Source organism: Aeromicrobium sp. Leaf272 (assembly GCF_001422865.1).
Lineage (GTDB): Bacteria > Actinomycetota > Actinomycetes > Propionibacteriales > Nocardioidaceae > Aeromicrobium.
Genome location: NZ_LMMY01000014.1, coordinates 52,203 through 69,083, shown reverse-complemented (window position 1 = coordinate 69,083; position 16,881 = coordinate 52,203). Strand labels below are relative to the sequence as shown.

At 70.9% G+C, this 16,881-nt stretch carries 13 protein-coding genes and 1 tRNA gene; 4 read left to right on the top strand and 10 right to left on the bottom strand.

Annotated features, from left to right (window positions below; all coding sequences use genetic code 11):
- Positions 1–21: 21 nt before the first annotated feature.
- On the top strand, positions 22–1,068 hold the full coding sequence (locus tag ASF38_RS13180) for a helix-turn-helix domain-containing protein (protein ID WP_055966695.1): 1,047 nt from the start codon (positions 22–24) through the stop codon (positions 1,066–1,068).
- 170 nt (positions 1,069–1,238) lie between these two features.
- On the opposite strand, the gene ASF38_RS13175 is transcribed toward ASF38_RS13180, so the two are convergent.
- Positions 1,239–1,315: transfer RNA gene (locus ASF38_RS13175), tRNA-Met, on the bottom strand.
- A 110-nt stretch (positions 1,316–1,425) separates the two neighbouring features.
- Here ASF38_RS13175 and ASF38_RS13170 point away from each other — a divergent pair.
- Positions 1,426–2,922 carry a serine/threonine-protein kinase gene (locus ASF38_RS13170; RefSeq protein ID WP_056576592.1) on the top strand — a complete coding sequence of 499 codons (1,497 nt, stop codon included), beginning with the start codon at positions 1,426–1,428 and terminating at the stop codon, positions 2,920–2,922.
- 16 nt (positions 2,923–2,938) lie between these two features.
- On the opposite strand, the gene ASF38_RS13165 is transcribed toward ASF38_RS13170, so the two are convergent.
- Genes ASF38_RS13165 through ASF38_RS13155 form a run of 3 tightly spaced genes read right to left on the bottom strand, consistent with a single transcriptional unit; the run spans position 2,939 to position 5,635 of the window.
- Positions 2,939–3,334, bottom strand: a complete 396-nt coding sequence (locus ASF38_RS13165) for a hypothetical protein (protein ID WP_156366925.1) — start codon at positions 3,332–3,334, stop codon at positions 2,939–2,941.
- A 17-nt stretch (positions 3,335–3,351) separates the two neighbouring features.
- Positions 3,352–4,539, bottom strand: a complete 1,188-nt coding sequence (locus ASF38_RS13160; protein ID WP_056576586.1) for a fatty acid desaturase — start codon at positions 4,537–4,539, stop codon at positions 3,352–3,354.
- A gap of 10 nt (positions 4,540–4,549) precedes the next feature.
- Positions 4,550–5,635, bottom strand: coding sequence for a ferredoxin reductase (locus ASF38_RS13155; RefSeq protein WP_156364740.1), 1,086 nt, complete (start codon positions 5,633–5,635; stop codon positions 4,550–4,552).
- A 248-nt stretch (positions 5,636–5,883) separates the two neighbouring features.
- Here ASF38_RS13155 and ASF38_RS13150 point away from each other — a divergent pair, with 248 nt between their 5' ends.
- Together ASF38_RS13150 and ASF38_RS13145 are read left to right on the top strand one after the other, a co-directional pair.
- On the top strand, positions 5,884–6,705 hold the full coding sequence (locus tag ASF38_RS13150; protein WP_055966684.1) for an alpha/beta fold hydrolase: 822 nt from the start codon (positions 5,884–5,886) through the stop codon (positions 6,703–6,705).
- Positions 6,706–6,938: 233 nt separating this feature from the next.
- Positions 6,939–10,334 carry a S8 family serine peptidase gene (locus tag ASF38_RS13145; protein WP_082480755.1) on the top strand — a complete coding sequence of 1,132 codons (3,396 nt, stop codon included), beginning with the start codon at positions 6,939–6,941 and terminating at the stop codon, positions 10,332–10,334.
- A gap of 3 nt (positions 10,335–10,337) precedes the next feature.
- Here ASF38_RS13145 and ASF38_RS13140 read toward each other — a convergent pair whose 3' ends face one another.
- The 6 genes from ASF38_RS13140 to ASF38_RS13115 all read right to left on the bottom strand — a co-directional run bounded on the left by ASF38_RS13140 (position 10,338) and on the right by ASF38_RS13115 (position 16,777).
- Positions 10,338–10,742: a hypothetical protein gene (locus ASF38_RS13140; RefSeq protein WP_055966682.1), complete on the bottom strand. Its 405-nt coding sequence runs from the start codon at positions 10,740–10,742 to the stop codon at positions 10,338–10,340.
- Entirely contained in the window at positions 10,739–11,494 is a 756-nt protein-coding gene (locus tag ASF38_RS13135; protein WP_055966680.1) for a cyclase family protein, read from the bottom strand. Before ASF38_RS13135 ends, ASF38_RS13140 begins: the two co-directional genes overlap by 4 nt.
- Before the next feature lie 138 nt (positions 11,495–11,632).
- Complete coding sequence (locus ASF38_RS13130) at positions 11,633–14,560, bottom strand: UPF0182 family protein (RefSeq protein ID WP_055966677.1); 2,928 nt, start codon at positions 14,558–14,560, stop codon at positions 11,633–11,635.
- Between the two features lie 63 nt (positions 14,561–14,623).
- The gene (locus ASF38_RS13125; protein WP_200914528.1) at positions 14,624–15,187 is read right to left on the bottom strand and encodes a PPA1309 family protein; all 564 of its coding nucleotides are present in this window, start codon (positions 15,185–15,187) and stop codon (positions 14,624–14,626) included.
- A complete protein-coding gene (locus ASF38_RS13120) occupies positions 15,178–16,299 on the bottom strand; it encodes a PDZ domain-containing protein (RefSeq protein ID WP_055966672.1) in 1,122 nt (373 codons plus the stop codon). Before ASF38_RS13120 ends, ASF38_RS13125 begins: the two co-directional genes overlap by 10 nt.
- Before the next feature lie 55 nt (positions 16,300–16,354).
- A complete protein-coding gene (locus tag ASF38_RS13115; protein ID WP_055966669.1) occupies positions 16,355–16,777 on the bottom strand; it encodes a molybdenum cofactor biosynthesis protein MoaE in 423 nt (140 codons plus the stop codon).
- Positions 16,778–16,881: the final 104 nt, after the last annotated feature.

Genomic DNA, 16,881 nt, shown 5'->3' with positions numbered 1-16,881 from the left:
CGACCGGCGGAGGCGAGCTAGGTGCAGGAGCTCCTCGGGCGCATCGCGCGGCTCGACCCGAGTGCGAGCCTCGGCCTGCGCGTCATCGCCTGCTTCGACGAGCTCGTCGTGGGCAACGTCAACACCCGAGCGCTCCTTGCCGCCGCCGCTTCCCTCGCCGCTTGCCCGGCCGGCTTCCGCCAGCGTTCCCCCGCGCGGACCATCCGCATCACCCCCGACGGACACCACGTGCCATCGGGGGCGCCCCCTCCCTCACCTCGTCCGGAGATGGTCTCCGCACCGGCGGGCGACCTGGAGGTCTGGCTCGAGCGGGAGGGGGCGGCACAGCCGAACGACGCCATCATCCTGGAGCGCCTGGCCTTGGCGGTGCGCATCCGTCACGGGCACGGGCGCCGCGAGTTCGACAACCGTCGGCACTTCGGGCTGCTCGTCGACGAGTCGGTCACGGAGAACCAGCGCTGCGTCTCGGCCACCGCCCTCGGCTTGGACATCGACCGTGACTACCGCGTCGCGGCCGCACCTCTGTTCGCCGTCTGGGACGCTCATCCCTCCGGACCCGAGGACGTCGTCCCGACCCGTTTCGGACCCATCCACGCAGTGGTCGTCCCGGCAGACGCCGGCTCCGTGGCGGCCAGCCCCTGCGGCGTCGGGTCCGCTACCCGACCCGTCGACCTGCACCGCTCGTTCCGCACCGCCCTCGTGGCCCTTCGGCTGTGCGAGCCACCGACCACGGGCCTGGTGCACGCCGACGACCTCGGCGGCCTCGTCGGCCTGCTGGCGGACACTGGTGACACCACGACCAGCCCAGACGTCGAGCGCCTCGCCACCGTCCTGACCCACCCCTGGGGACTGCCCACCGTCCAAGCCATCATCAGCACCGGCACCGTCCGCCAGGCCGCGCGCGCGGCGGGCGTCCATCACAGCACCATGCAGGACCGCATCGACACCATGGAGCAGACGCTCGACTTCGACCCCCTCGACGGCTTCGGCCGGACGCGGCTGGGCACCGCGCATCTCATGTGGCGCCTGCGCACCTCCCACGTGCTCGAGCTGCCGCCCCCTCACTGACCCCGGTCCTCCAGCCGCGGACGGCATCGGCACTGCCTCGCCGAGGGGAGAGCACCGCCCCTGGTGTCGTCGAACGTCAGGGCTACGGCTCGATGTCGCGTCCACCCGGCGAGAGATCGGCTGCGCATGGCGAAGGCCCCCTCACCGTCTCCGGTCAGGGGGCCTTCTCGTGGTAGCGGGGACAGGATTTGAACCTGTGACCTCTGGGTTATGAGCCCAGCGAGCTACCGAACTGCTCCACCCCGCGTCGCACTCAGTACTTTACGGCACGGTGAACGCCGATCCAAATCGGGGGGTGCGGTCTCGGGTCGCCACTCTCATGATCGCCTCGTACCGTGGGGTGCGGAAGGAGGCGACGTGATCGCAGATCGCTACGAGCTCGACCGTGAGATCGGTCGGGGCGGTGCCACGAGCGTGTGGGTCGCGCACGACACCGTGCTCGGTCGTACCGTCGCGCTCAAGCGCCTCGGTCACGCGCCCGGCTCCTCCGAGATCGATGCCGCCCGTGCCGAGCGCGAGGCGCACCTCGCCGCGCGCGTGCACCACCCGAACATCGTGGCCGTCTACGACATCGCCGACGACGACGAGCACACCTGGCTCGTCATGGAGTACGTCGACGGACCGACTCTCGCCGACCTGTGCGACGGCATGCCGCTGGAGGCCGACCGCGCCGCCCGCCTGCTCGCCCAGGTTGCCGATGCGCTCGCCGCCGCGCACGACGCCGGCATGATCCACCGCGACGTCAAGCCCTCCAACGTCTTCGTCGCCGACGGCGACGTGGCCAAGCTGGGCGACTTCGGCATCGCGCGCCGCGAGATCGACGAGGCGCTCACGCGCACCGGCCTGATCACCGGCTCCCCGGCCTTCCTCTCCCCCGAGATCGCCCGCGGGCGCACCGCCACCACGGCGAGCGACGTGTGGGCCTTCGGGATCACCGCGTTCCACGCCGCCACCGGGTCCCCGCCGTTCGACGTCGCCGACGACGACCCGATCACGGCCGTGCAGAAGATCCTGGACTCGGCCACGCCGATCCTCCCGGCCGACCACCCGCTGGCTCCGGTCGTCGCGGCCACCATGCAGCAGGAGCCCGACGAGCGGGCCTCGATGCGCGAGGTGGCCGGCCTGCTGCACGACATCGTCCACCCCGGCGCACCGCGCCGGTCGGCGCTGGCCGACCTGCTGATCGACCACGTCTCCCGCGACGACTTCGCTGACGACGAGCCGCCGCGCCCCGCGCCCGCGAGCATCGCGCCGGTGCGATCCACGGCTGCCACGGAGCTCACGGCGCCGCCCGACTCGACCGTCCGGCGCGACCCCCACGCCACCCGGGTCACGCCGCTCCCGGCGCCCGAGCAGCCGAGCCGGGGCTCGCACGCCGCTCCCCCGCCGATGTGGCGCGACCGCCGCTTCGCCCTCGCGGCAGCAGCCGCCGTCGCGGTCCTGGCCTCGGCGGTCACCGGGGTGGCCCTCACCTCCGGCGGTGACGACGGCTCCAGCACCGTCGCCTCGGCCGATGGAGGCGAGGGCTCCGGCGGGGAGTCGACGTCACTGGCCGAGCGGCTCGAGAAGTTCGCCAACACCTACGTCACGACCGCCGCCGGCGACCCGCGCAAGGGCTTCGAGCTCCTCACCGCCGAGTACCAGCAGGCCAGCGGGGGGCTCTCCGGCTACGAGAGCTTCTGGAGCAAGGTCGAGGACGTGCGCGTCGAGCGCGTGTCGCCCGATCCCGAGGCCATGCGCGTCACCTACATCTACTCCTACCTCTACGAGGGCAGCCGGCGCACCGAGACCGTGACGCTCCAGCTCACCAAGGACGGCTCCAGCTACCTCATCGACGGCGCCGAGTCGATCTGAGGCCCGCTGGGCACCCTTAGGGCTCGAGCGTCTCGCGGGCCAGCACCGAGTTGGGTCGGAACGACACCGGCTCCCCCCGCCGCGCAGGCCTCACCAGGTCAAAGCCCGCCGTCGTCACGAGCACCCAGCGTCGAGGACGCTCCGCGCGACCGAGTCGCTGACGGGCCTCGCCCGCCACCTCCCGGGCACACGCCTCGTGGCAGGGCGGGAACGCGAACTCACCGTCGAGCGCCTCGTCGGACGAGCCGACGAATGCGATCGGTCGAGCCAGCGTCGACCCGCACACCCCGCAGATGCGGCTCAGGGCGCACCGGATGGCCCGCTTCTTGACCACCTGGTCGTGCGAGCCGACACCCGCGTCGTCGACGCAGGCGAACGGCAGTGCCGCGCCGTCGACCACGGGGCCTCTCACGACGACCGTCGGACCGCTCACTGGGCAGCGGCGGTGCTCGTCCACCGCCCCAGCTCGTGGCGACGGCCCGGACGCTCGTCGTCGCGGCGACGCCCACGCGGGACCGGGGGCGGCGTGGCGTCGTCCTTCGTGCGGCGGTTGGGCAGCGACAGCTTCATGATCGTGCGCAACGTCTGGCCGTACTGCTTGTACAGCGGTCCGGTCGTGTACGGGATGCCGTAGCGCTTGCAGATGTCCTTGACCTTCACCGAGATCTCGGCATACCGGTTGCTCGGCAGGTCGGGGAACAGGTGGTGCTCGATCTGGTAGCCCAGCTGGCCGCTCATGACGTGCAGGAGCTTGCCACCCTCGAAGTTCGCGGACCCGAGCATCTGGCGCAGGTACCACTCGGCGCGCGTCTCGTCCTCGAGCTCCTCCTCGGTGAAGTGCACGGCCCCGTCCGGGAAGTGCCCGCAGAAGATGATCATGTACGCCCACACGTTGCGGATGATGTTGGACGTGAAGTTCGCCGTCAGGGTGCTCATGAACGCCGGGCCGGTGAGCGCCGGGTACACGACGTAGTCCTTCAGCGCCTGCTTGCCGACCTTGTCGCCGATCTGCTTGAGCTGCCGCTTGAGCAGCTTCGGGTCCTTCTCTCCCTTGCGGATGGCCTCGATGTCCAGGTCGTGCAGGGCCACGCCCCACTCGAAGAACATCGCCAGGAGCGCGTTGTAGATGGGCTGCCCCAGGTTGTAGGGCGTCCACTTCTGGTCGCGACTCATGCGCAGGATGCCGTAGCCCACGTCGTTGTCGTGGCCGAGCACGTTGGTGAACTGGTGGTGGATGTAGTTGTGCGAGTGCTTCCACTGCTCCGCGGGCTGCGTGGTGTCCCACTCCCAGCTGCTGGAGTGCACCTCCGGGTCGTTCATCCAGTCCCACTGGCCGTGCATCGTGTTGTGGCCGATCTCCATGTTCTCCAGGATCTTGGCCGACGACAGCAGGGCCGTGCCGAGCAGCCAGGCCGGCGGGAACATGCTGGCGAACAGGGTGATGCGCCCGGCCGCGGCGAGGCGACGCTGCAGCGTGATGATGCGCATCACGTAGTCGCGGTCGGCCTGACCGCGATCGGCCTCGACCTGGGCGCGGATCTCGTCGAGCTCGCGCCCGATCGCCTCCACCTCCTCGTCGGTCAGGTGGGTGTACTCGCGGACGTCGGCGTAGGCCATGTGTCTCTCCTCAGATCTTGAGCGTGCAGTCGGTGGCGGCGACGCTGATGCAGGTCTGCACGTACTCGCCCTCGGTGTGCTCGTCGCCGCTGCGCAGGTCCTTCACGCGACCGGACAGCAGCGGGACGTCGCAGGTGTGGCAGATCCCCATGCGGCAGCCGAACAGCATGTTGACGCCGGCCTTCTCGCCCGCCTCGAGCAACGTCGTGGCCCCATCGGCCTCGATGCTCTTGCCGGTGTCGCCGAAGGTGATGGTGCCGCCCTCGGCGTCGGTCTCGGTGGCGCCGAGCGTGAAGCGCTCGACGTGCAGCTCGTCCTCGCGGCCGAGCTTCTCGTAGTGCTCGACGATCGCGTCGAGCATGGGCTGCGGACCACACGCCCACGTCTCGCGCTCCGCCCAGTCCGAGCAGATGTCGCCGAGCTGGTCGGGGGTCAGGAAGCCGTCGGTGTCGGTGAACCGCTCGTAGAACGTGAACGACTCCCGCTTCTGGGCCAGCTCGCGCAGCTCGTCGAGGAACATCATGTCGTCCTCGTCGACCGCGGAGTAGGCGAGGAAGACGTCGGGCATGGAGTCGCGGCGGTCGAGGGTGCGCAGGATCGACATCACCGGGGTGATGCCGCTGCCGCCCACCACGAACAGCACGCGCTCCGGCGGCGGGTCCGGGAGGACGAAGTCCCCCTGCGGCGACTCGAGCCGCACGATGGTGCCCGGCTCGAGCCCGCTCACGAGGTGCTCGGACAAGAAGCCCTCGGGCATCGCCTTGACCGTGATGGCCACCGTGCCCTCGGAGCGGACCGGGGCCGACGACAGCGAGTACGAGCGCCAGTGGAAGCGGCCGTCGATCTCGACGCCGATGCCGATGTACTGGCCGGGGTGGAAGTCGAAGGACCAGCCCCACCCGGGCTTGATGACCAGGGTCGCCGACCGCTCCGTCACCTGCTCCACGCGCTCCACCCGGCCGCGGAGCTGACGTGCGGACCACAACGGGTTGATGAGCTTGAGGTAGTCGTCGGGGTGCAGGGGCGTCGTGAGCGCCTTGCCGACGCTGCGCACCCGCCGCAGCACCGGCGACTTCTCGATCAGTGAGTCAGCCACCTCGGACCTGCCTCCCCCGCACCTCGCGGACGCCAGTCGATCGACGCACTGTGGTGTGCGTCACGGCGAGCGTACGTCCGTTCCGGACGACGTGCGCGTCTTCGTCGCCGACCCGTCCCACAGAGTGAGAACACGAGTTACCACGTGCACGATGAGAATGTGCACGTTCGAGTTGCGACGATGAACGCACGAGCAAGAATTGAACACGTTCAGAGCGCACGATCCCCGACACCCACGGAGGCACCAGCATGAGCACGCTCGAGTCCAACGGCATCCAGATCGAGTACACCGACCACGGCGGCGACGGTCGACCGGTCGTCCTGATCCACGGCTGGCCCCTGAGCGGCGCATCCTGGTCCGAGCAGGTACCCGCCCTGACCGCCTCCGGCTACCGCGTCATCACCTACGACCGTCGTGGGTTCGGCGCCAGCGACAAGCCCGAGACCGGCTACGACTACGACACCTTCGCCGAGGACCTGGCCGGGCTGCTCGAGCAGCTCGAGGTCACCGACGCCACGCTCGTCGGCTTCTCGATGGGCGGTGGCGAGGTCGCCCGCTACCTCGGCGCCCGCGGGTCCGAGCGCATCCGCTCGGCCGTGTTCGCCGCTGCCGTCCCGCCGTTCCTGCTCAAGACCGACGACAACCCCGACGGCGGCCTCGCCCAGGAGGACGTGGACGGCATGAAGCAGGGCGTCGAGTCCGGCCGCGAGGGGTTCCTCGACGGGTTCACGACCGACTTCTTCAGCGCGAACGGTGAGCTCAAGGTCACCGAGGAGCAGCGCCAGGAGGCGATCGCCCTCGTCGAGCCCGCCAGCACCACGGCGATGCTCGGCTGCATCGACGCCTTCGGCACCACCGACTTCCGGGCCGACCTGGAGAAGATCGACGTCCCGGTCCTGGTGGTCCACGGCGATGCCGACGGCATCGTCCCCTTCGAGGTCTCCGGCAAGCGCACCGGCGAGACGGTCAAGGACGCCACCGTCCACGTCGTGGCCGACGGCCCGCACGGGTTCAACGTCAGCCACGCCGACGAGCTCAACCGCGTGCTCCTGGAGTTCCTGCAGCGCTGAGACCCGCAGGACCCCGCATCCGAAGCCCCTTCCGTCCACACGGGAGGGGCTTCGTGCCGCCTGCGGACCATGGTGACGATCCGGTGAAGTGGCGTTGCGAGCGCCGAGTGCCTCTGGCGCACCCGGCCGTCCGGGGTGAGACTGGGCAGGCACGTCACGCCCCACGGGCGGACGCGCCTCGTCCCACGGGGGGACGCCGGGCCTCGGCCCGGATGTAGAGAGGACGCACCACCTTGCGCACACGTCGCACACCTCTGCTCCGAGCAGGAGCAGCATCCACCATCGCCCTCGCCCTCGCCGTCACCTCGGCGAGCACGGCGGGCGCCGCCACCGACGATCCACGGGCCAAGCTCGACAAGGCTCCCGAGCGGACCGTCCAGACCGACGAGGTGAAGGACGCTCCCGCGTCCGACAAGCTCGGCCAGGCCGACCGCGAGCTCCTCGCCGACGCCCGCAGCGACGGCGCGAAGCGCGTGACCGTCATGATCGCTACCGAGCGCAAGGCCACCAAGGCCGTGGTCGACTCGTTGGAGTCCGCCGGCGCCTGGGTCGGCCGGGTCGACGACAAGCTCGGCTACGTCCGGGCCAGCGTCCCCACCTCCCGCGTCGAGAAGGTCGCCGCGCTCTCCAAGGTCGACGCCGTCGACCTCGACGAGACCATCCCGATCGACGACCCGCAGCCCGGCAAGACCTCCACCGCCGGCTCCGCGCCGTCCACGGCGCCCGGCAAGGGCACCCCCGACGCCAACCCCTACATGCCCACCCGTGAGACCGGCACCGTCGACTTCAAGAAGAAGAACCCGAGGTACGACGGCCGCGGCGTCACGATCGGCGTCATCGACTCCGGCGTGGACCTCGACCACCCGGCCCTGCAGAAGACGACCACCGGCGACCGCAAGATCGTCGACTGGGTCACCGGCACCGACCCGGTGCTCGACAGCGACGGCACCTGGCGCCCCATGGTCACCGAGGTCAGCGCCGCTCCGACGTTCTCCTACGCGTCGGCCACCTGGACCGCGCCGCGCTCCGGCGACTTCCGCGTCAGCCGGTTCAGCGAGAGCATCACCGCCGGCAGCGAGCCGGGCGGCGACGTGAACCGCGACGGCGACACGACCGACCAGTTCGGCGTGCTCTACGACACCTCGACCAACGACATCTGGGTCGATGCGAACCAGGACCGCACCTTCACCGACGCCGAGAAGATGCGCCCCTACAAGGAGGCGTTCCAGGTCGGCCACTTCGGCACGGACACGAAGGGCACCGACGTCGTCGAGTCCATGCCGTTCGTCGTCGAGTTCCGCGAGGACGTGAGCCTCGCGCCGTACGGCCTGCCCGGCACGGCCGACTTCGTCAACATCGGCATCGTCGAGGACGCCCACGGCAGCCACGTGGCCGGCATCGCCGCCGCGAACTCGATGTTCGGCGGCGACATGGACGGTCAGGCCCCCGGCGCGAAGATCGTGTCGTCCCGTGCCTGCACGTGGGGTGGCGGCTGCACGTCCGCGGCCCTGCTCGACGGCATGGTCGACCTCGTCACCAACCGCGGCGTCGACGTGGTCAACATGTCCATCGGCGGGCTGCCGGCGCTCAACGACGCCAACAACGCCCGCGCGACGGTCTACGACCGGCTCATCGACGACTACGGCGTGCAGCTGTTCATCTCGGCCGGCAACAGCGGCCCGGGCCTCAACACGATCGGTGACCCGTCGGTCGCCGGCAAGGTCGTGAGCGTCGCCTCCTCGATCTCCAAGGAGACCTGGAAGTCCAACTACGGCTCGGTCGTCTCGGCGCCGCTGGCCCTGCACCCGTTCTCGTCGCGGGGACCGACGGAGTCCGGCGGCTTCAAGCCGAACATCTCCGCACCTGGCTCGGCGATCTCGACGGTGCCGCAGTGGCTCAAGCAGCCCGACCTCGCCGAGGCCGGCTACACGCTGCCCGTCGGGTACGCGATGTTCAACGGCACCTCGATGGCGTCGCCCCAGGCCGCCGGCGCCGCAGCCGTGCTCCTGTCGGGGACCTTCGCCAAGGAGATCCCCGTGACCCCGAAGCGTCTGCGCGACGCCCTGTACAGCGCGGCCAAGCCCTTCAAGGGTGAGTCCGTCGCCGGTCAGGGCACCGGCCAGCTCGACGTCGCGGGTGCCTGGAAGCTGCTGCAGAAGAAGGCGACCACGGCCGACTACACGACCGACGCACCGGTCTGCACCCCGCTGTCGGACTTCCTGGCCAAGCCGGGACGTGGCACGGGCGTCTACAACCGCTGCGCCGCGGGTGAGGGCGGACAGGTGCTGAAGAAGGCCAAGGCCTACAACGTGAAGGTCACCCGCACGTCGGGCACGGCCAAGTCGGTCAAGCACCGGGTGAGGATCGTCGGCAACGACGGCACCTTCAAGGCGCCCAAGACGATCTCGCTCGCCAAGGGCAAGGCCGCCACGCTCAAGGTCACGGCCACCACGAAGAAGCAGGGTGCCCACGCGGCCATCGTCGAGATCGACGACCCGGCCACCCCGGTGGTCGACCACCGCGTGATGGTCACGGTCGTCCAGTCGTCGGCCCTGGCCAAGCCTGCGTTCTCCCAGGAGAGCCGCGGCACGGTCGAGCGGAACCGTTCCACGTCGTACTTCGTGACGGTCCCCGAGGGCTCGAAGGCCCTGCAGGTGAACCTGTCGGGCATCGCGACCCGCAGCCAGACGCGGTTCATCGCGATCAACCCGTACGGCGTGCCGGTCGACTCGACGGCGTCCACCGCCTGCTACACCAACTTCAGCGACGCCAAGGCCTGCAAGCCGACGTCGCGAAGCTACGCCGACCCGCTGCCGGGTGTGTGGGAGATCGAGGTGGAGTCGCGCCGCACGTCGCCGCTGCTCGAGAACCCGTTCACCCTGACGGCCGCGGCCCAGGGCATCACGGTCGAGCCGGCAACCCAGGACGTCGCTCCGGCGGCCGACGGTGGCCCGATCGACCTGGCCTGGACGCTGAAGAACGAGTTCGGCGCCGTGGCGGTCACCCCGCGCGGCGGCGACCTGGGTAGCGCCCTGTCGGAGCGCAAGAGCATCGACGACGGTGACCAGCAGTCGTACGAGGTCGAGGTGCCCGAGGGTGCCTCGAGCCTGACGGCGACGATCGGCAGCACGTCCGACGCCGGTGCCGACCTCGACCTGACGGTCCTCGGACCCGACGGCTCGCAGGCCGGTCAGTCCGCCGACGGCGACTCCGAGGAGTCGGTGACCCTCGAGGCGCCCGACGCCGGCACCTACACCGTCGTGGTCGACGGCTACGCGGTGCCGACCGGCACCACGGAGTACGACTACCTCGACGTGTTCTACTCCGGCGGCCTCGGCACGCTCGACGTCGACGGTGGCGAGCTCCAGCTGGCTCGCGGTGCCACCGCGGAGGTGACGGGGTCGCTGACCGCGACCGCGGAGCCCACGAACGGGCGTGTCCTGTTCGGCGAGATGCAGGTCGTCTCGTCCGAGGGCGCGGTGCTCGGCAGCGGGTCGGTGCGGGTCACCGGCTCGGAGCCCGAGCCGACACCGTCACCGACGCCGTCCGCCACGGGCTCGACCGCTCCGGCGGCACCGGCGACGGCGCAGCCGCTGAAGCCCAGCCCGGGCACGGCCGAGCAGGAGTAGCGCTCAGCCCCGCTCGACCTCGACGACGACGAGCACCGGTCCCTGCTGGCAGGTGGTGGTCGCGTCGGGGTCGGGCCGGCCCTTCACGGTGACGCGGTCGCCGGCCTCCAGGCCGGCGACCGCACCTGTGAGCACCCAGGTCCGTCCGGGAGCGGCCAGCGTGAGGCACCGGTCCTCGGGGGACCGCTCGACGACGCCGGTGACGCGCTGGCTGCCACCCGGCGGCTTCGCCGTGAGCGTCGGGTCCTCGGGGATCGGCGTGGTGGGACCCCTCTTCCCGGGAGTCGTCTCCTCGGGGACCGGGTCGTCGGGGTCGGGATCGGTCATGGAGCATCCCGCCGGGACGAGGACGATCCCGAGCACGCCGACCGCCAGCCCGGCGCGGGCGAGCCACCCGTCGATCGTCACGGTCTCGCTCTCGGCACCAGCGCGAAGACTCGAGCCGGGAAGCCCGAGCCGCCCTGCGGCTTGGGCCACGCCGCCACGACGAGCGCACCGGCCGGCGGAACCTGGTCGAGGTGCGCCATGAGCTCGATCTGCCAGCGGTCCTGCTGCAGCAGGTACAGCTCGAGGCCGTAGTCACCGGCCGACGTGGAGCTGCCCGGGTCGGTGTCGGTGGTCTCGTGGCCGACGGCGGCCACCCCCACCCGTTCGACCAGGTGCTCGAGCACCTCGCGCGACCATCCCGGGTAGTGCGCCACGCCCTCCTCGTCGCGGTTGGCCATCGCGTCGTCGTCGGGCCACCGGCGGTGCCAGTCGGTCCGCAGGGCCACGAACGAGCCCTCCGGGACCGGGCCGTGCGCGTCCTCCCAGGCCTCGACGTCCTCGAGCCTCACGACGGTGTCGGGGTCGTCCACGACCCGCTCGGAGACGTCGATGACGACGAGCGGCAGGATCATCTGCTCGACGCCGATGAGGTCCAGCGTCCGCGCACCGTCGACGAAGTGCGAGGGCGGGTCCACGTGGGTGCCCCACTGCCCCACCAGCTCGTAGCGGTGCACGGCGAACCCGTCCCGCTCGACCTCGAAGACCTGGCTTCGCTGCTCGTCGGGGAAGACCGGGAAGTGCGGCTGGCCAGGATGGAAGGCGTGGGTCAGGTCGACGGACGCGCACTCCTCGCGCAGCCGGGCGTGCAGGTCCCACCACGGATACCGACTCATCGGTCCAGCCTCGCACGACAGTTCCCTCGGTGCCAGGCGCGAGGGCGGTCGGCTCGGGCTGCCGTCGACCACACCGACGCACCCCCACGCACGGGACGACCCCGGGCCCCGCACGGCGGGCCCGGGGTCGTCTCGTCGTCACTCCTGGTTGCCGAGCGCGTCCTGCGCGTCCTGCACCGCAGCGTTCATCTGGTCGATGCGGCGCTGGTACTCGGCGAGGTCGCCCTCCTCCAGAGCCGTCTGGGCGGCCGAGTAGGCGGCCGAGGCGTCCTCGAGGTACTCCTGCGTGGTCTTGCCCTCCGTGGCCGGGGCGTCGCCGCCCCCGCCACCGGCGCCACCGCCGGCCTCCTCCTCGTCCGGGTCGGGCACCGAGCCCGCCTCGAGACCGAGGGCCACCCTGAGCGCCTCGTCGAGGTTCTGGCCGAAGCCGACCTCCTCGCCGAAGGACGCCGCCACGAACTGCAGCACCGGGTAGGTGCCCTCGCTCGCCTGGCGCCGGATGTAGACCGGCTGGACGTAGAGCATCGCGTCGCCGACCGGCAGCGTGAGCAGGTTGCCGTTCAGGACCGTCGCGTCGGACTGGCGGAACTGCAGCAGCGCCTGCGTCACGCCACGGTCGGAGCTGAACTGGTTGGCGATCTGGCTCGGGCCCGGCACCTGCGTGTCGGACGGTAGCTGCAGGATCTGCATCGTGCCGTAGTCGTCGCTGGTCGCCTCGGAGTTGACCGACATGAACGCCGCCAGGTTCTGCCTGCTGTTGGGCAGGTAGACGCTCGTCAACGAGAACGCGGGGTCCTCCGTGCCGGGGCGCGTCGTGGTGAGGAAGTACGGCGGCTGCTGCGCGCGCGTCTGGCCCGACGGCGTGGCCGGGTCCTCCGGCACGCGCCAGCGCTCGCCGTCCTCGTAGAAGGTCTGCGCGTCGGTCACGTGGTAGCGCTCGAGCACGTTGCGCTGGACCTTGAACAGGTCCACCGGGTAGCGCAGGTGCTCCAGCAGGCCCTCGCTGATTTCGGACTTCGGCTCCACGACACCGGGGAAGACCTTCATCCAGGTCTTGAGCACCGGGTCCTTCGCGTCCCACTGGTACAGCTTCACGGAGCCGTCGTAGGCGTCGACGACGGCCTTCACGGAGTTGCGCATGTAGTTCACGTTGTCCGTCGGCAGCGCCGCCTGCGCCGACCCCTGCGTGAGGGTGTCGTCGGTGGCCGTCCGCAGCGAGCGCCGCTCGCTGTAGGGGTAGCTGTTGCTCGTCGTGTAGGCGTCGACGATCCACACCACGCGGCCGTCGACGACGGCCGGGTAGGTGTCGCCGTCGACCGTCAGCCACGGCGCGACCTTCTCGACCCGGTCACGCGGGTGACGGTCGTAGAGGATCTTGGAGTTCTCGTTGACGCGGTTCGACAGCACGATGTTCGGCTCGGCGAACTTGAACGCGTACAGCGCCTTGCGGAACAGGTTGCCGACCGGCACGCCACCCTCGCCGTCGTACGTGTTCTGCGTGGCGTTCTCGGCTCCGTCGTCCTCGCCGGCCCCACCGCCGCGCGGGATGTCGACCTCGATCGGGTCGGCACCGTCAGGTCGTCCGACGATGGAGTACGACGGCGAGTTCTCGCCGAAGTAGATGCGCGGCGGCACCTCGGTCTCGATCTCGCCGACCGGCGGGATGTCCTTCTGCACCCACACGGGCTCGCCCTGCGCGCCACGCTGGTTGCCGCGCGCGGCGATGATGCCGTAGCCGTGGGTGTAGACCGTGTGGTCGTTGGCCCAGTTGCGCTGGGAGTCCTGCAGACCGTTCAGGAACAGCTCGCGGGCCGCGATGATGACGTCCTGCGGCGTCTCGTCGTCACCCAGCTTGTAGCGGTCGACGTCGAGCGTCTCGGGGACGGTGTAGTAGCCGCGCACCTGCTGCAGCTGCTCGAACGCCGGCGAGATGAGCGTCGGGTCGAGCAGTCGCGTGCTCACCCGCGACTCGGCCGAGGCGTTCAGCTCCTGCGGGGTGAGCGTCGTGGTGGCCGTGTAGTCCTCGGTCTCCACGTCGGCGATGTCGTAGGCCTCGCGGGTCGCCTCGATGTTGCGGGCGATGTACGGGCCCTCCTTGTCCGGCTCGGACGGGCGGACCTGGAAGGACTGCATGACGTAGGGCCACACGCCGCCGATGAGCACCGACGTGAGCAGCAGCAGACCCAGACCGACGCCCGGCAGCACCCAGGACTTGACGAAGGCCGCGGCGAAGAACAGCAGCGCGCACACGATCGCGACGCCGATGAGGATGTTGGCCGCCGGGATTCGCGCGTTCGCGTCGGTGAAGCCGATGCCGCTGAACAACCCGGAGTCGCCGACCGCGAGGTTGTAGCGGCCGAGCCAGTAGCCGAACGCGCGCAGCAGCACGCCGAAGCCGACGAGCACCGCCACGTGGACCTGCGCGGCACGGCTGAACTTCGGACCACGACCGGCGAACCGGATCCCGCCGAAGACGTAGTGCACGAACACCGTGACGAGCACGGCCACGACCACGAGCGCGAACAGGAAGGAGGACAGGAAGTTGAACCACGGCAGGTCGAAGACGAAGAAGCCGATGTCCTTGCCGAAGTGCGCGTCCTTCTCGCCGAAGGCCGTCCCGTGCCGCCACATCTGGAACGTCTCCCACCGCGACGAGGCCACCGACCCGGCGAACACGGTGAGCACGAGCGCCAGCACCACGAGGGCGGCGCGCTTCACCGGGTTGAGGGTCTGCTGGTACCGGAAGGCCGGGTCGTCACGGCGCATCGGGACCGAGTCCGGGCGCAGCCGGTACGCCAGCCAGGCGTTGGCCGCGACGACGAGCCCGAAGAACAGGCCGAACACCGCGAAGAGGCCGACGCGGTTGAGGATGATCGTGGTGAACACCCGCGAGTAGTCGACGGACGCGAACCAGAGCCGGTCGGTCCAGACCGTGGTGAAGATCGAGCCGAGGAAGAGCAGCGCGGCCAGGGTGACCAGGGTCGGCACCAGGACCTTGCGGCGTCGGTCCACGCCGCCGGGCGTCGGCTCGGGTCTCGGGCGGGGTGTTCCGAAGATGTCGCTCACGGGGCTCCAGGTCTGGGGTCCGGGGGTGGGGAAGGCGGTTCGGGGGTGGGCTCAGAGCCTACGTCAGGCACTCGCATCCAGGGTCCGGCGCAGTGCGTGCACCAGGCCCGGCACGAGGTCGGGCCCCTCGAGCAGCGGGGCGTCGTCGGGGGTGCGAGCACGCACCGCGCTGTGCCCACCTCCCTCACGGTCGACGGCCGCCACGAGCCGGACGTCCTTGCGCTCGGGATGCTGCGCCACCGCCTCGACCAGGGCGTCGGGGTCGTCGGGCAGGTCGGCCTCGGCCTCCGGGGGCAGCATGATCCGTTCGACGACGACGGCACAGCCGTCGACGGCGTCGGGCCACTCGATGCCCTCGAGCACGTCCTCGAGGGGACGACCGTCCTGCGGGAGCTCCTGCTCGATGGTCGTGAAGCCGTCGGGCGCGTCGCGCAGTGACACGGCGAGCTGCTCGGCCAGACCCGGCTCGGCCTCGACGAGGGCCGCCGTGCGCACGAGGGCGTACATGCGCGCGGGCTGGTCCCAGCCGTCCACGGCCACGTGTGCCTCGACCTCGAGGGCCACGAGGCGCAGCGGGGTCGAGGGCAGGGGCTCACCGGACGACTCCGGCGGTGGGGTCATCGACATGAGGCCACCTTCGCATCGGGATCCTCGGCGAGGGCCTCCAGGTCGGCGACGGCCTCCTTGAACGACGAGACCGAGACCAGGCGCAGGCCGTGGTCGGACCCGCGCGTCGCCTCCTCGCAGTTGCTCTTCGGCACCAGGAAGATCGTGGCGCCGGCCGCGGCCGCTCCGGCGATCTTCTGCTGCACTCCCCCGATCGGCCCGACCGTGCCGTCCGGGCTGAGGGTCCCGGTCCCGGCGATCGTGCGCCCGCCGGTGAGGGAGCCGGGGGTGAGCTGGTCGTAGATGGCGAGCGCGAACATCGTGCCGGCGCTCGGGCCGCCCACCTCGTCGCCGACGTTGTTCGAGACGTCGATCGGGAAGTCGTAGCGCGTGCCGAGGCTGACGCCGATGCGCGGGATCGCGGGATCCTTCGGGTCGGGGCGCGTGGCGAGGTCGAGGGTCCGCTCCTTGCCGTCCCTGACCACGTCCAGACGCACCGTCTCGCCGGGCTCGACCCGACCGACGGCCTCCACGACGGCCGTGGACGTCGGCGTCTCGCGGCCGTCGACGGCCGTGATCTCGTCCTCGCTCTCGAGGACACCGGCGGCCGCGCCGTCGTCGGCGACGTCGACGACCGCAGGCTCCTCGCCCACGGTGTAGCCGGCGGCGCGCAGGGCGACCACGAGCGAGCTGTCCTTCGAGCTCGTCAGCTGGGCCTGGCCCTCGCTGCGGGAGGCCTCGTCCGACTCACCGTCGGGGTAGACCACGTCGCGCGGGACGACCGCGATGTCGGGCTTGACGTACGCGCTGACGACGTCGCCGAGCGTGAGCCGGCTGTCGGCGCGGGTGACCGAGACGGTGGTGAAGTCGAGCGACCCGTCGACGGGATAGGTCTTGACGCCCTTGCCGAAGGTGAACATCTTCTCCCCGCCGATCTCGCCGAACGTGTCGAAGGCGGGACCGGGACGCAGCGTCACGTAGGGGGCCGGCAACAGGAAGGCCACGCAGGTGAGCGCCACGAGGCTGACGCCGGCGACCAGCATCGTCGCGTAGCGACGGCCGAGGCGGTGCGCGGCATCCTGCTCGGGGTCGGCGCCGGGCGCCGCGTCGTCGGGTCTCACGTCCTCGGCCACGGCCCCACCCTAGGGTTCAGCGGCAAGCGCAGCAGATCGAGACGGGCCGCGACGATCAACAGGCCCCGACCCACGTGGCGTCGCCCGCGCCGAAGGTCTGGTGCTTCCACACCGGGACCTCGGCCTTGAGCTCGTCGATGAGTCGGCGCCCGGCGGCGAAGGCCTCTGCCCGGTGCCCGGCCGAGACCGCCACCACGACGGCCAGGTCCCCGATGGCGAGGTCGCCCACCCGGTGCACGGCGGCCACCGCGACGACGTCCTCCTCGTGCGCGACGCGCTCCGCGACCTCGCGCAGCTGCTGCACGGCGCTCGGGTGCGCGGAGTACTGGAGGGCTGCCACGTCGCGACCGTCGTCGTGGTCGCGGACCGTGCCCACGAACAGCGCCACCCCGCCCGCGGCGGGATCGCGCACCGCCTCGAACACCTCGTCGAGGCTCAAGGCGGTGTCGCGGACGTCGACGAGGCGGACCGAGCTCATGGACCCACGGTAGTGCGGTCCGCCCGAGCACGCCGACGGCCCCGGACCTCGAGACCACACCGCTGCGCGAGACGTCGAGGACGTGGGCCCTCTCGATACCCTGG